At 56.1% G+C, this 14,319-nt stretch carries 10 protein-coding genes; 5 read left to right on the top strand and 5 right to left on the bottom strand.

The window, feature by feature from the left end; translation table 11 throughout:
• The first annotated feature begins 104 nt into the window (after positions 1-104).
• From copA to ybaK, 3 genes are all read left to right on the top strand, one after another.
• The gene (gene copA, locus H650_RS19810) at positions 105-2,603 is read left to right on the top strand and encodes a copper-exporting P-type ATPase CopA (protein ID WP_020456824.1); all 2,499 of its coding nucleotides are present in this window, start codon (positions 105-107) and stop codon (positions 2,601-2,603) included.
• 92 nt (positions 2,604-2,695) lie between these two features.
• Positions 2,696-3,505 carry a TraB/GumN family protein gene (locus H650_RS19805; RefSeq protein ID WP_020456823.1) on the top strand — a complete coding sequence of 270 codons (810 nt, stop codon included), beginning with the start codon at positions 2,696-2,698 and terminating at the stop codon, positions 3,503-3,505.
• 79 nt (positions 3,506-3,584) lie between these two features.
• Positions 3,585-4,064: a Cys-tRNA(Pro)/Cys-tRNA(Cys) deacylase YbaK gene (gene ybaK / locus H650_RS19800; RefSeq protein WP_017455688.1), complete on the top strand. Its 480-nt coding sequence runs from the start codon at positions 3,585-3,587 to the stop codon at positions 4,062-4,064.
• A gap of 15 nt (positions 4,065-4,079) precedes the next feature.
• On the opposite strand, the gene ushA is transcribed toward ybaK, so the two are convergent.
• Positions 4,080-5,708: a bifunctional UDP-sugar hydrolase/5'-nucleotidase UshA gene (gene ushA / locus H650_RS19795; protein WP_020456822.1), complete on the bottom strand. Its 1,629-nt coding sequence runs from the start codon at positions 5,706-5,708 to the stop codon at positions 4,080-4,082.
• 194 nt (positions 5,709-5,902) lie between these two features.
• Here ushA and H650_RS19790 point away from each other — a divergent pair, with 194 nt between their 5' ends.
• Both H650_RS19790 and ybaL read left to right on the top strand, forming a co-directional pair.
• Complete coding sequence (locus tag H650_RS19790; protein WP_020456821.1) at positions 5,903-7,102, top strand: MFS transporter; 1,200 nt, start codon at positions 5,903-5,905, stop codon at positions 7,100-7,102.
• 229 nt (positions 7,103-7,331) lie between these two features.
• A complete protein-coding gene (ybaL, locus tag H650_RS19785; RefSeq protein ID WP_020456820.1) occupies positions 7,332-9,008 on the top strand; it encodes a YbaL family putative K(+) efflux transporter in 1,677 nt (558 codons plus the stop codon).
• A 78-nt stretch (positions 9,009-9,086) separates the two neighbouring features.
• Here ybaL and H650_RS19780 read toward each other — a convergent pair whose 3' ends face one another.
• From H650_RS19780 to htpG, 4 genes are all read right to left on the bottom strand, one after another.
• The gene (locus H650_RS19780; RefSeq protein ID WP_020456819.1) at positions 9,087-10,391 is read right to left on the bottom strand and encodes an inosine/guanosine kinase; all 1,305 of its coding nucleotides are present in this window, start codon (positions 10,389-10,391) and stop codon (positions 9,087-9,089) included.
• A gap of 63 nt (positions 10,392-10,454) precedes the next feature.
• Positions 10,455-11,417: a ferrochelatase gene (gene hemH / locus H650_RS19775; protein ID WP_020456818.1), complete on the bottom strand. Its 963-nt coding sequence runs from the start codon at positions 11,415-11,417 to the stop codon at positions 10,455-10,457.
• 124 nt (positions 11,418-11,541) lie between these two features.
• Positions 11,542-12,186 (bottom strand): adenylate kinase, encoded by a 645-nt coding sequence (gene adk, locus H650_RS19770; protein ID WP_020456817.1) that lies wholly within the window; start codon positions 12,184-12,186, stop codon positions 11,542-11,544.
• A gap of 235 nt (positions 12,187-12,421) precedes the next feature.
• The gene (gene htpG, locus H650_RS19765) at positions 12,422-14,296 is read right to left on the bottom strand and encodes a molecular chaperone HtpG (protein WP_020456816.1); all 1,875 of its coding nucleotides are present in this window, start codon (positions 14,294-14,296) and stop codon (positions 12,422-12,424) included.
• Positions 14,297-14,319 lie beyond the last annotated feature (23 nt).

Here is a 14,319-nt window from a genome sequence, read left to right as displayed (position 1 = left end):
ACCTGTCGCCTCTTTGTCATGATAAAACCTTGACCTTCCCCTTGATGGAAGGTTTAAGCTTCTACACAGTCACTATTGAAGCACCACAACCAAGGAGATTAAGTATGTCTCATACCATAGCGCTAGATCTGGATGGCCTCTCCTGCGGCCATTGCGTAAAACGCGTCAAAGAGAGCCTGGAAAAACGCCCGGATGTAGAACAGGCAGACGTCACCATTGAACGTGCGGAAGTCACCGGCAGCGCCAGCGCTGACGCGTTGATCGAAACCATCAAAGAAGCCGGATATGGTGCGAGCTTAAGCCACCCAAAGGCTAAACCGCTGGCAGAGTCATCACTCCCGTCGGAAGCACTGACAGCGGCCACACCTGAGCTTCCGGCAGCCAGCGAGCTTGATGACAGCCAACAACTGTTGATCAACGGCATGAGCTGCGCCAGTTGTGTCTCCCGGGTGCAAAAGGCCTTACAGGCCGTACCGGGCGTTACGCAGGCACGGGTCAACCTGGCGGAGCGCACCGCGCTGGTTATGGGCAGTGCCCCCGCCGCTGAATTAGTCAGCGCCGTAGAGAACGCAGGCTACGGCGCTGAAGCCATTGAAGATGACATCAAACGCCGCGAGCGCCAGCAGGAAACCGCGCTCGCCACCATGAAACGCTTCCGCTGGCAGGCGATTGTCGCGCTGCTGGTTGGCGTGCCGATCATGGTGTGGGGCATGCTCGGCGATAACATGATGGTCACCGATGCCAACCGCACGCTGTGGCTCATGCTCGGTATTGTCACGCTAGCGGCCATGATCGTAGCGGGTGGCCATTTTTACACCAGCGCCTGGAAAAGCCTGCGTAATGGCACGGCGACCATGGATACGCTGGTGGCGCTGGGGACAGGCGCGGCCTGGCTCTACTCCATGAGCGTCAATATCTGGCCGCAGTGGTTCCCGATGGAAGCGCGTCACCTTTATTACGAAGCCAGCGCGATGATCATCGGTTTGATTAACCTCGGCCACATGCTGGAAGCCCGCGCGCGACAGCGCTCGTCTAAAGCGCTTGAGCGTTTATTAGATTTAACCCCGCCCACCGCACGCGTGATCACCGCCGACGGCGAGAAAAATGTACCGCTGGCGGACGTTCAGCCGGGTATGACGCTGCGCCTGACAACGGGCGATCGCGTGCCGGTGGATGGTGAAATCAGCCAGGGCGAAGCCTGGTTCGATGAAGCCATGCTTACCGGCGAACCGGTGCCGCAGGAGAAAAGCACCGGCGAGAGCATTCATGCCGGGACGGTAGTACAGGACGGCAGCGTGCTGTTTATCGCCAGCGCCGTCGGCAGCCACACCACGCTGTCGCGCATTATTCGCATGGTGCGCCAGGCACAAAGCAGCAAGCCGGAGATCGGCCAGCTTGCCGATCGCATTTCCGCCGTGTTTGTGCCGGTGGTGGTCGCTATCGCCTTGTTCAGCGGCGCTATCTGGTACGTCTTCGGCCCTGCACCGCAAATTGTCTACACGCTGGTCATCGCCACCACGGTGCTGATCATCGCCTGCCCTTGTGCGCTGGGGCTGGCAACGCCGATGTCGATTATCTCCGGCGTCGGTCGCGCGGCGGAGTTTGGCGTGCTGGTTCGCGATGCCGATGCGCTGCAACGCGCCAGCACGCTGGATACCATCGTGTTTGATAAAACCGGCACCCTGACGCGCGGCAAACCGGAAGTGGTGAGCGTGAAAACGCTGGATATCGACGACGCAACGGCGCTCCGTCTGGCGGCGGCGCTGGAGCAAGGTTCCAGCCATCCGCTGGCGCGGGCGATTATCGAAAAAGCAGGCGCGCAGACGCTGCCGGTGGTCAATCAGTTCCGTACACTGCGCGGGCTGGGCGTGAGCGGTGAGGTCGACGGGCACAGTGTGCTGCTTGGCAACCAGGCACTGCTGGCTGAGCAAAACGTGGATACCCGCGCGCTTGATGATGAGCTGAACGCTCAGGCAAGCCTGGGCGCCACGCCGGTACTGCTGGCAATTGACGGGAAAGCCGTGGCGCTGTTGGCGATCCGCGATCCGTTACGCGAAGACAGCATCGATGCGCTGCAACGTCTGCACCGTGAAGGCTACCGCCTGGTGATGCTGACCGGTGACAACCCCACCACCGCCAACGCTATCGCTAAAGAGGCGGGTATTGATGAGGTGATCGCCGGCGTGCTGCCGGATGGCAAAGCCGAGGCGATAAAAAACCTGCAACAGCAGGGCCGCCAGGTGGCGATGGTTGGCGATGGCATTAACGATGCGCCCGCGCTGGCGCAGGCCGACGTGGGGATCGCGATGGGCGGCGGCAGCGATGTGGCAATCGAAACCGCCGCCATCACGCTGATGCGCCACAGCCTGTTGGGCGTTGCCGATGCGCTGGCGATTTCAAAAGCGACGCTGCGCAATATGAAACAGAACCTGCTCGGCGCGTTTGTCTACAATTCGCTGGGTATTCCGATTGCCGCAGGTATTCTCTGGCCGCTAACCGGCACATTGCTCAATCCGGTGGTCGCAGGCGCGGCAATGGCGCTCTCGTCCATTACCGTAGTCAGCAACGCCAACCGGTTATTGCGCTTTAAACCTCATCAGTAAATGCCACAGCCACAACCCCGCCGTTTATCCGGCGGGGTTTGCACCTTCTGGCCGCGCGCGCTAGCATGAGATTTTTCACTCAGGAAGCGCGTATGAGCCTGTTTCAACGATTGAAAACCTTTTTTCTTGCGCTTCGTGTGCCTCATTACCGCTGGCCTGCACTGGATGTGGATTTGCCCGGCGGCCGCCATCTGCACCTGGTGGGCAGTATTCATATGGGCACCTACGGTATGTCGCCGCTCCCGGCGCAGCTCCTGCAAAAACTGCGCGATGCCGACGCGCTCATCGTGGAAGCGGATATCGCCGGGTCGGATTCACCGTTCGATAATCTGCCGCCGGTCGAACCGCTTGAGCAACGCCTTCCCCCTGAACTTCTTACCCGGCTCGACAACACGCTGCAAACCCTGTCGCTTCACCGAGATGAATTCGACCAGCGGCCCGCCTGGCATATCGCGCTGGTATTGCAGGCCACGCAGGCACAGCGGCTGGGGCTACGCCCGGAGTACGGCATCGACTATCAGTTGCTACAGGCGGCGCAGCAGTATCACGTCAATATCATGGAACTGGAAGGCACCAGCAGCCAGCTGGATATCCTGCGCAGGTTGCCGGACGAAGGAAATGAACTGTTGCAGGATACCCTGACCCACTGGCACGAAAATGCGCGTTTATTACAGGTGATGATGAGCTGGTGGCTGGAAAATCCGCCCGCAGAAGATGAACTGACGCTGCCATCAACATTCAGCCAGCCGCTGCATGATGTTTTGATGCACCAGCGTAACCAGGCGTGGTGCGAGCGTTTGTTTGCGCTGCCACCAGGGCGCTATGTGGTGGCAGCAGGCGCCCTGCATCTCTATGGCGAAGGGAATTTACCGGCGTTGCTGCGCGAAAGAGCGGCGCAATAGCGCAAGATGGTACTATTTTCGCGCACGCGAGCAGGCGTATGCTAAGCGCCGTGAGATGACCGTGGTAAGAAGGATTATTATGACACCCGCCGTGAAGTTACTCGAAAAAAACAAGGTTCCCTTTCAGGTACACACTTACGATCACGATCCCAATGAAACCAACTTTGGTGATGAAGTGGTGCGCAAACTGGGGCTGAACGCCGATCAGGTCTATAAAACGCTGCTGGTGGCGATCAATGGCGATATGAAACATCTTGCCGTTGCGGTCACGCCGGTTGCCGGGCAGTTAGATCTGAAAAAAGTCGCCAAAGCGCTTGGCGCGAAAAAAGTCGATATGGCCGATCCGCTGGTCGCCCAGCGCACCACGGGTTATCTGGTGGGCGGCATTAGCCCGTTGGGGCAGAAAAAACGTCTGCCGACGCTGATTGATGCCCCCGCGCAAGGCTTCGCTTCCATTTATGTTTCCGGCGGCAAACGCGGGCTGGATATTGAACTGGCGGCGAGCGATCTGGCAAAAATGCTGGACGCGAAATTTGCCGATATCGCCCGCCGCGATTGACGGATAAGGAGCTGGTTACTGCCAGCTCACCTCCCCTTTAGGTTCGTAAGCATTCACATCCAGCGGTGAGTTTTTCTGGATGTACTCTTTCAGCACTTCAGCGTCAATAAAACCGGTATTCACATAGCCTGCTTTATCATCCAGACGCGGATAGCCATCACCGCCGGTTGCGTTGAAGCTGAGCGTTGCCAGACGGTAGCTTTTCGCCGGATCGACCGGTTCGCCTTTGATTTTGAGATCATTGAGCTTGCCGCCTTTCGCCACAAAACTGACGTTGGCGAACTGCGGATACGCGCCTGAATCCGGCTTCATTTGCGCCACCGCGGTGAGGTAATCCGTCAGCTCTTTACCGGTCAGGTTGACATACACCAGCGTGTTGCCGAACGGCTGCACTTTCAGCACGTCTTTGTAAGTAATGTCGCCCGCCTCGATAGAGTCACGCACCCCGCCGCCACTCATCACCGCCAGATCCGCGCCGGTACGCGCCATTTGCGCGGCGAGGATCACATGTGCGAGGTTGGTTTGCACAAAACGCACTTTGCTGCGATCGCCTTCCAGATGACCATTCGCGTTACCGATTTTCACCTCTAACTGCGCTTTACCTTTGTTCTGGAACGGCGTTAACAGAGAGAGCATCTGCGGGTTTTCAGCAATTTCCGGCGTGTAGAGTACGCGCTCGCTTTTGCCGTTGTCGTAGGTGACCTTCTTCTTCAGGTTGACCGGAATCAACTGGTAACGCACCAGTTTCATCTCGCCGTTACGGAACTGGAAATCCGCGCGGCCGACATATTTGCCCCACTCATGCGCCTGCACAATCCAGATGCCATTTTGCTGATCCGGCGCGCACGGCGTCCCAGGCACGTAATCGACCTGTTTTTTATTTTCAGACGCCATGCAAACCGGATCTTGTGAGTGACCACCCACAATCATTGCCAGCGCGCCTTTTGGCAGGCTGCGTGCCATCTCCACATCGCCCGGCGCATTCGAGCCGTGCTCGCCGTTGTCGTAATGGCCCATATGCGTGGTCGCCAGGATCACATCCGGTTTTTCGTTTTGCTTCAGCTCAGCAATCACCAGCTTCGCTTCGTCGGCCGGTTTGCGGAATTCGATATCGGTGAAAAACTCCGGGTTGCCGATTTTCGCCGTGTCGTCGGTAGTTAAGCCAATAACGGCAATTTTCAGCCCCTGGCGATTAAACATCATCCACGGTTTAAACAGGCGCTCGCCGGTGCTTTTCTGGTAAATGTTGGCGGAAAGGAACGGGAACTTAGCCCATTTCTCCTGCTGGCGCAGTACGCTGAGCGGGTTGTCGAACTCATGGTTGCCCACGGCCATCGCATCGTAGCCAATCAGGTTCATGCCGCGAAAATCGGGTTCGGCATCCTGTAAATCCGATTCCGGCACCCCGGTGTTGATATCGCCGCCGGACAGCAGCAGCACGCTGCCGCCTTCGGCCGCTACCTCTTTGCGAATGCCATCAACCAGCGTTTTCTGCGCCGATAAACCATATTCGCCGTAATCACTGCGCCAGAAATGACCGTGATGATCATTGGTATGCAGAATGGTGATGTTATAGGTCTTATCCTGCTCGTAAGCCTGTACCTGCCAGCTGGCAACGCCCATCGCCGCCAGCAGACCCAGCATAATGCTCTTCTTTAACAATCTCATGCTTCCCTCCCTGACCCATTGATAAACTGAGAAATTACAGCGCCTGCCAATAATAGACAAATATGTATTCAGAATCGCAACTTCCTTCAAACTTTCAGCAAAGGTATGGTAATCAGAGAATCATTACCGTGCTTTATCCCTAACCTCTTCTGACAACATACGTGGTATTTATGGCAATCAGTGAAACGTCGCAGACACCGCCTGCTGCGCGCACCTCGTTCGGTATTCTTGGCGCTATCAGCCTCTCGCATCTGCTTAACGATATGATCCAATCCCTGCTGCTGGCGATTTATCCGCTGTTGCAGGCCGACTTTGTATTGTCGTTTGTACAGATCGGTTTTATCACGCTGACCTTCCAGGTCGCTTCCTCGCTGCTGCAGCCAGTGGTTGGCTATTTGACCGATAAACACCCGATGCCGTGGTCGCTGCCCATCGGCATGTGTTTCACCTTAAGCGGTCTGGTGCTGCTGGCGCTGGCGGGAAGTTTTACCACGGTGCTGGTTGCTGCTGCGCTGGTAGGAACGGGTTCATCAGTGTTCCACCCGGAATCGTCGCGCGTGGCGCGCATGGCGTCTGGCGGGCGTCACGGGCTGGCGCAATCCATCTTTCAGGTCGGCGGCAACTTTGGGGCCTCGCTTGGACCATTGCTGGCGGCGGTGATCATTGCGCCTTACGGCAAAGGCAATGTTGCCTGGTTTGTGCTGGCGGCCCTGCTGGCGATTATTGTGCTGATGCAGGTAAGCCGCTGGTACGCCGCGCAGCACCGGGTGAATAAAGGTAAAAAACCCGTTTCAGTAATCAATCCACTGCCGCGCAACAAAGTGGTGCTGGCAGTTTGCGTGCTGCTGATCCTCATTTTCTCGAAATACTTCTATATGGCGAGCATTAGCAGCTATTTCACCTTTTATTTAATGCAAAAATTTGATTTGTCGGTGCAAAACGCCCAGATGCATCTGTTTATCTTCCTGTTTGCGGTGGCGGCAGGCACGGTTATTGGCGGGCCTGTGGGTGATAAGATTGGCAGAAAATATGTGATTTGGGGCTCTATCCTCGGCGTCGCGCCATTTACCCTGCTTTTACCCTACGCAACCCTCTTCTGGACCGGGATTTTAACGGTGATTATTGGTTTTGTGCTCGCCTCGGCGTTTTCAGCCATTCTGGTTTATGCTCAGGAGCTGTTACCAGGCCGTATCGGCATGGTTTCCGGGCTGTTTTTTGGTTTTGCCTTCGGGATGGGCGGCCTTGGCGCAGCAGTATTAGGGCTGGTTGCCGATCATACCAGCATCGAATTGGTCTATAAAATATGTGCTTTCCTGCCTTTACTCGGCATCCTTACCATATTCCTGCCCGATAACCGCCCGCAACACTGATTTATTCACGGCCAAAGTATGACTTTGGCCGCTGCTTTCTCTTGCCTGCCCGTGCCTGGCGCATGATTTCTGTTACGGATACTCTACAGGCTATCTTTTTTCAGCTAAATTGCCATTTTCTTCATAATTCAACAATTATTCATAAACATAGTGGCGAAAACTGTCATAAACTGTAACGCAGTTGTCGGTTTTTAACCGTGGGATCCACGCACCAACGAAAGGAGACGGAATGCATCACGCCACACCGCTTATCACCACCATTGTCGGCGGCCTTGTGCTCGCTTTTATCCTCGGCATGCTTGCCAATAAACTGCGTATTTCTCCACTGGTGGGCTACCTGATAGCGGGTGTATTGTCCGGGCCGTTTACGCCGGGCTTTGTCGCCGATACCCAACTCGCGCCGGAGCTTGCGGAGCTGGGCGTGATTTTGTTGATGTTCGGCGTCGGGCTGCATTTCTCGTTGAAGGATCTGATGGCGGTAAAGTCCATCGCCATTCCCGGTGCGATCGCGCAGATTGCTGTTGCGACGCTACTGGGTATGGCGCTTTCCGCAATGCTGGATTGGTCATTGATGACCGGCATTGTCTTTGGGCTCTGTCTCTCCACCGCCAGTACCGTGGTGCTGCTGCGCGCGCTTGAGGAGCGGCAGCTTATCGACAGCCAGCGAGGGCAAATCGCTATCGGCTGGCTGATTGTAGAAGATCTGGTGATGGTGCTAACACTGGTGTTGCTGCCTGCCGTCGCCGGAATGGTGGAAAAAGGCAATGTCGGGCTGGCATCGCTGGCGGTGGATATGGGCATCACCATCGGCAAAGTGGTGGCCTTTATCGCCATCATGATGCTGGTTGGCCGCCGTCTGGTGCCGTGGATCATGGCGCGCAGCGCGGCGACCGGCTCACGCGAGCTGTTTACGCTCTCCGTGCTGGCACTGGCGCTCGGTATCGCTTTTGGCGCGGTGGAGCTGTTTGATGTTTCGTTTGCGCTGGGCGCGTTCTTCGCCGGAATGGTGCTTAACGAATCCGAGCTGAGCCACCGTGCGGCGCACGATACGCTGCCGCTGCGCGACGCGTTTGCGGTGCTGTTCTTTGTCTCCGTCGGTATGCTGTTTGATCCGCTGGTGCTCATTGAGCAGCCGCTGGCGGTGCTCGCTACGCTGGCGATCATCATCTTTGGTAAATCTGTTGCCGCGTTCCTGCTGGTGCGCATGTTTGGCCACTCGCCGCGCACCGCGCTGACCATCGCCGCAAGCCTTGCGCAGATCGGTGAGTTCGCCTTTATTCTGGCGGGCCTCGGCATGTCGCTGAACCTGCTGCCGCAGGCCGGGCAAAATCTGGTGCTGGCGGGCGCTATCCTGTCGATTATGCTCAACCCGGTGCTGTTCACACTGCTGGAAAAGTACCTCGACAAAACCGAGACGCTGGAAGAGCAAACGCTGGAAGAGGCTATCGAAGAAGAGAAACAGATCCCGGTCGATATCTGCAACCACGCGTTGCTGGTAGGTTTTGGCCGCGTCGGCAGCCTGCTGGGTGAAAAACTGATGGCACAAGGCATTCCGCTGGTGGTGATTGAAACTTCACGCACTCGCGTGGATGAACTGCGTGAGCGTGGCATCCGCGCGGTGCTGGGCAATGCCGCTAACGAAGAGATCATGAACCTGGCGCATCTCGATTGCGCCCGCTGGTTGCTGCTGACCATTCCAAATGGTTACGAAGCCGGGGAGATTGTCGCCACCGCGCGTGAGAAGTGCCCGCACATTGAAATTATCGCTCGTGCGCACTACGACGATGAAGTGGATTACATCACCGAACGTGGCGCGAATCAGGTGGTCATGGGCGAGCGCGAAATCGCCAACACCATGCTGACATTGCTGGAAAAACCGCCGGCTGAAGAAGCCGTAACGGGTTAATCCAAAAAAGCCGGAGTGCTTACGCTGCTCCGGCTTTGTCTCATCTTATTGTCTGCCCGGCTTCGTCGGGCAATCACATTAACGTTCCCAGTATGCCTCTTCGAGGCTGTCTTCGCGTTCCGGCAGACCGCGCGTTAAACGCGGCGAGTGCTGGTTCAGCACCTGGTAACTGACGCGATTGGCGTATTTGCACACCTGTGCCAGCGAAGAGTACGTCAACCAGTTGAATTTGTGCTTGCTGGAGTTCGGCACGTTGGTACGGTGGTAGTTGTTGGCGGTGATGTCATGCAGCAACGCCGCCAGCGCGCCATCGCCCGCGCCGTTGGTATTCATGATTTTTTCCGGCCCGCCCATATACGGCGCAATGTGCGAGTAAATGCGCAGCGGATGTTCACAATCTTTGTGGCGCAGCGCACGGCTGAACTCGTACTGGTTAAATTCGGCAATCGCGCCCGGCAGCAATGGATGCTGGGTTTTGCGCTTCGCTTCGTCTTCGGTGAAACCGGCCATATACAGACCAACTGGGCCTGCGGTACACAGGACGAGATCAACCCAATCCAGCGCTTTATCGGCCGCCAGCAGCGGATCGCTTTCGCCGGTCAGCGCGTGGCCTTCCTCTTCATTCATCGCCAGGATCGAGACGTTCTCTTTAAGGAAATCACGCCACCACTGCGGGTTATCGGCAATCACATATTTGGTGCCGAGCGTCAGCACCACCGGCACGTTATGCTTTTTGGCGTACGCCACCGCCTGCATGGTGGCTTCCGGCATCGGTTCGCCGGGATTACAGCGCACCAGGTAAGAGGAGAGCACCAGCGCAGACGCTCCGGCGATCACCGCTTCCGGGATGCTCTCCGGGCGCAACTGGTTCATATGGCCAGGGCTGATAGCAAAGGTGCGCTCGCCGCTGTCGCTAATCAGCGTGAAACAACGACCAATGGCGCCATCGACGCCTTGCAGATAGTTGAGATCGGTACGGCTGGAGGTGTTACACAGGTAGCGGTAGGCATAACTGCCGATTTTCACGTTGTCGCACATAACACCAAGCAGCACCGAGCGGTCATCCGCCAGCACAGAGTAATTATGCATGGTATTGCCGATGGTGCCCCCCGCGAACTGGTGCGTGATCAAATCGTTCCTGACCAGTTCCTGATAGAGCGCTTCCGCGACATCGTCGGCGATCACCAGTGAATGACCGGCACTGAGGCCGTAACGGGTAATAAACGCATCATCCACTTTCGCCTCGATATCCACCAGCGTCTGGTCGATACCGACAACCCAACACGTACCGGATTCGCTCTCGGGCTGAATTTGTTGTAACAGCGGGTCGCGGGCGTTAACGGGGAAATAATGCTTGGATTTACGTTTACCGGGAAATTTCATGATTGTAATTAGCGCCATACATTCGGGCCGGGAATGTTAACACACTCTCAGCCCGCGCTGCGATCAGCGATATTTGGCCGTCAGATTGACCATCATCTCGATATGTTCAGGAGAATCATTAAGCGCCGGAATGTACTCATATTTTTCGCCACCGGCTTCCAGGAAGAATTCGCGGTTTTGCACGGCGATCTCTTCCAGCGTTTCCAGGCAGTCGGCTGCAAAACCCGGGGACATCACCTGAATATGCTTCACACCTTTTTCGCCGAGCATTTTCAGAGTTTCATCCGTATATGGCGTTAACCACGGTTCGCGACCAAAGCGTGACTGGAACGTCATCATCACTTTTTCCGGCGGTAAGTCGAGCGCAGAAACCAGCTCGCGCGTCGTATCGCGACAGCGCTGCGGGTAATCATCCCCTTCTGCCGCATAACGCTGGGGAATACCGTGGTAAGAGAGCAGCAATAAATCCGGCTCGCCATGCTGCGCAAACGAGGCACGCACGCTATTGGCGAGCGCAGCGATGTAATCCGCATTGTCGGCGTAGTCGCGAATAAAGGAGACGCCCGGAATATGGCGCTTTTTCGCCAGAATGCGCGCCAGCTCGTCCCACACGGCGGCAACGGTAGAACAGGAGTATTGCGGATAGAGCGACAGCACCACAATATGCTCGACCCCTTGCGCCAGCAACTCATCGACCGCGCTTTCCAGCGACGGCGAACCGTAACTCATCCCAAGCACGACCGGCACGTCAGGCAAGCGCGCTGCCAGTGCCCGCTGCTGCCTGCGGCTGTAAACCATCAGCGGTGAGCCCTCTTCCATCCAGACAGATTGATAGAGTTTGGCGACGCGGGGAGAACGAATAGGCAGGATCACACCGCGCAGTAGCGGCCACCACAATAAACGCGGCGTATCGACCACACGTCTGTCACTCAAGAATTGCCGCAGATAGCGTTTCACCGCTTCGGGGGTCGGGGCATCGGGAGTGCCCAGATTGGCAAGCAGGATGCCGGTTTTCGCCTGACTCATTCACGCCTCTTAACCTTTTGAATGGTTGGTAATTGTAGCGTAAAAGCGGTTAAACGGAACCCATTGCTGCGATAGGTAAGATGAGAAAAATTCTCACCCGGAGACTCCGGGTGAGCGGGCGCGATTAGCCGAGGATTTTTTCCAGCTCTGCGCGTACATCAGCAACGGCTTTGGTGCCGTCGACTTTCGCATAGCGCGTGTTACCCGCCTGCGCTTCTTTCTGGTAGTAGCCGATCAGCGGCGCGGTCATCTGATGGTATTCCACCAGGCGTTTACGCACGGTCTCTTCCTGATCGTCTTTACGCGTGGTCAGCTCTTCGCCGGTCACGTCATCTTTGCCTTCCACTTTCGGCGGGTTGAATTTGATGTGGTAAACGCGACCGGAAGCAGCGTGTACACGGCGACCGATAATGCGATCGACGATCAGCTCGTCCGGCACATCGAACTCAAGAACGAAATCAACGTTGATGCCGGCTTCTTTCATCGCGTCCGCTTGCGGAATGGTGCGCGGGAAACCGTCCAGCAGGAAACCATTGCGGCAATCTTCCTGGGCAATACGCTCTTTCACCAGTGCGATAACCAGCTCGTCAGTGACCAGCTTGCCCGCGTCCATGATGTCTTTTGCCTGTTTGCCCAGTTCGCTGCCAGATTTAACAGCGGCGCGCAGCATGTCACCGGTAGAGATTTGCGGAATACCGTATTTCTCCATGATGAACTGAGCCTGAGTTCCTTTACCCGCGCCCGGAGCGCCAAGCAGAATAATACGCATTGCGAAAATCCCCTCAAATGTTGGTTCAATTTTTCAAAAAGCGCTAAAAGATACCACCAGAACGACCCACGCTCAAGGAAGCGGGATCGGCTGAAACGGTTAATGATACGTTTTCTTATCATGCGCAAGGCATAAACGGAAAAGTGCCCGGTAACATCAACCCGGCGCAAATAAGTCCATTGAGAAATAAAAAAAGGGGCCAATGGCCCCTTATCGGTATCAGCTCAAACGCGGCTTATGAAACCAGTAACTGGTTCATGCGGCGAATAAACTGGTTCGGATCTTCCAGCGTACCGCGTTCAGCAAACAGCGCCTGATCCAGCAGTAACTCGACCCATTCTTTAAACTGGGTTTCGTCCTGCGTGTCAGCCGCGCGTTTCACCAGGGCGTGATCCGGGTTGAGTTCGAAAATGTACTTCACTTCCGGCGCATTCTGGCCCGCCGCGGCGAACAGTTTCGCCATCTGGGTGCTCATTTCGTCGGCATCGGTCACTACCACGGCTGGCGTATCGGTCAGACGGTGAGTCAGGCGCACTTCTTTCACACGATCGCCCAGCAGCGTTTTCACGCGCTCAACGAACGGCTCCAGCGCTTTTTCAGCTTCTTTTGTGCTTTCATCCACTTCGTCTGCCAGTTTATCCAGCGAAGCGTCGGCTTTGGCAACTGACTGGAACGGCTTGCCGTCGAACTCGGTCAGGTAGCTCATCATCCACTCGTCGATGCGATCGGAAAGCAGCAACACTTCGATGCCTTTCTTACGCAGCAGCTCCAGATGCGGGCTGCTCTTCGCCGCGGCGTAGCTGTCGGCGGTGATGAAGTAGATTTTTTCCTGCCCTTCTTTCATGCGCGACACATACTCTTCCAGTGACACAGTTTGTGCGGAAGAGTCGTTGTGCGTGGAGGCAAAGCGCAGCAGTTTGGCGATGGTTTCCAGGTTCGCGTGATCTTCGCCCGTGCCCTCTTTCAGCACCAGGCCAAACTGTTGCCAGAAGGTCTGGTATTTTTCCGCGTCATCTTTCGCCAGTTTTTCCAGCATTTGCAGCACGCGTTTGGTCAGCGCGGTGCGCAGGCTGCGCGTCACGTTGCTGTCTTGTAAGATTTCACGGGAAACGTTGAGCGGCAGGTCGTTGGAATCGACCAGGCCACGCACAAAGCGCAGGTAGTTCGGCATGAACTGCTCGGCTTCGTCCATGATAAACACGCGCTGAACATAGAGTTTCAGGCCGTGTTTATGATCGCGGTTCCACATATCCCACGGTGCCTGCGACGGAATGTAAAGCAGGCTGGTGTACTCCTGTTTACCTTCCACACGGTTGTGGCTCCAGATCAGCGGATCGGTAAAGTCGTGGGAGATATGTTTGTAGAACTCGTTGTATTCCTCGTCTTTGATTTCCGCTTTGTTACGCGTCCACAGGGCCTGCGCTTTGTTGATCTTCTCCCAGGAAACCACGGTTTCGCCGTCTTTCTCTTCCTGTTTTTCGATCTCTACCGGCAGCGCAATATGGTCGGAATACTTGCTGATGATCGAGCGTACGCGCCAGTCGTTGAGGAAGTCGTCTTCCCCTTCACGCAGGTGCAGCGTGATTTCGGTACCGCGATCGGCTTTGGTGATATCGGCAACGGTGTATTCACCCGCACCTTCGGATTCCCAGAACACGCCATTTTCAGCGCTTTCACCCGCCGCGCGGGTGCGCACGGTCACTTTATCGGCAACGATAAATGCCGAATAGAAACCGACGCCGAACTGACCAATCAGCTGGCTGTCTTTCGCCTGATCGGAACCCATGGATTCCAGAAACGCCTTGGTACCCGATTTTGCAATCGTCCCCAGGTGGTCGATCACTTCATCGCGCGTCATACCAATGCCGTTATCGGCAATGGTCAGCGTACGGTTCTCTTTATCAAAGGAGACGCGCACGTGCAGATCGCCATCACCTTCGTACAGTTCCGGTTTGGACAGCGCGCGGAAACGCAGTTTGTCCGCCGCATCCGAGGCGTTGGAGATAAGCTCACGCAGGAAGATTTCTTTGTTCGAATAAAGAGAATGGATCATCAAGTGCAGAAGCTGTTTCACTTCAGACTGAAAACCGCGAGTTTCTTGTCCTTTCATTGGGAAAACCTCAACAATGCCAT

The sequence above is a fragment of the Enterobacter sp. R4-368 genome (genome assembly GCF_000410515.1).
In the GTDB taxonomy this organism is placed as follows: Bacteria; Pseudomonadota; Gammaproteobacteria; order Enterobacterales; family Enterobacteriaceae; genus Kosakonia.
The sequence above is the reverse complement of the archived record's forward strand: the minus strand, read 5'-3'. Positions and strand labels throughout refer to the sequence as shown.

What these genes read in the sequence shown, in the direction of transcription:
- copA (WP_020456824.1), top strand. Translation starts at nt 105, where the DNA reads ATGTCTCATACCATAGCGCTAGATCTGGATGGCCTCTCCTGCGGCCAT.
- H650_RS19805 (WP_020456823.1), top strand. Translation starts at nt 2,696, where the DNA reads ATGAGCCTGTTTCAACGATTGAAAACCTTTTTTCTTGCGCTTCGTGTG.
- ybaK (WP_017455688.1), top strand. Translation starts at nt 3,585, where the DNA reads ATGACACCCGCCGTGAAGTTACTCGAAAAAAACAAGGTTCCCTTTCAG.
- ushA (WP_020456822.1), bottom strand. Translation starts at nt 5,708, where the DNA reads ATGCTGGGTCTGCTGGCGGCGATGGGCGTTGCCAGCTGGCAGGTACAG.
- H650_RS19790 (WP_020456821.1), top strand. Translation starts at nt 5,903, where the DNA reads ATGGCAATCAGTGAAACGTCGCAGACACCGCCTGCTGCGCGCACCTCG.
- ybaL (WP_020456820.1), top strand. Translation starts at nt 7,332, where the DNA reads ATGCATCACGCCACACCGCTTATCACCACCATTGTCGGCGGCCTTGTG.
- H650_RS19780 (WP_020456819.1), bottom strand. Translation starts at nt 10,391, where the DNA reads ATGAAATTTCCCGGTAAACGTAAATCCAAGCATTATTTCCCCGTTAAC.
- hemH (WP_020456818.1), bottom strand. Translation starts at nt 11,417, where the DNA reads ATGAGTCAGGCGAAAACCGGCATCCTGCTTGCCAATCTGGGCACTCCC.
- adk (WP_020456817.1), bottom strand. Translation starts at nt 12,186, where the DNA reads ATGCGTATTATTCTGCTTGGCGCTCCGGGCGCGGGTAAAGGAACTCAG.
- htpG (WP_020456816.1), bottom strand. Translation starts at nt 14,296, where the DNA reads ATGAAAGGACAAGAAACTCGCGGTTTTCAGTCTGAAGTGAAACAGCTT.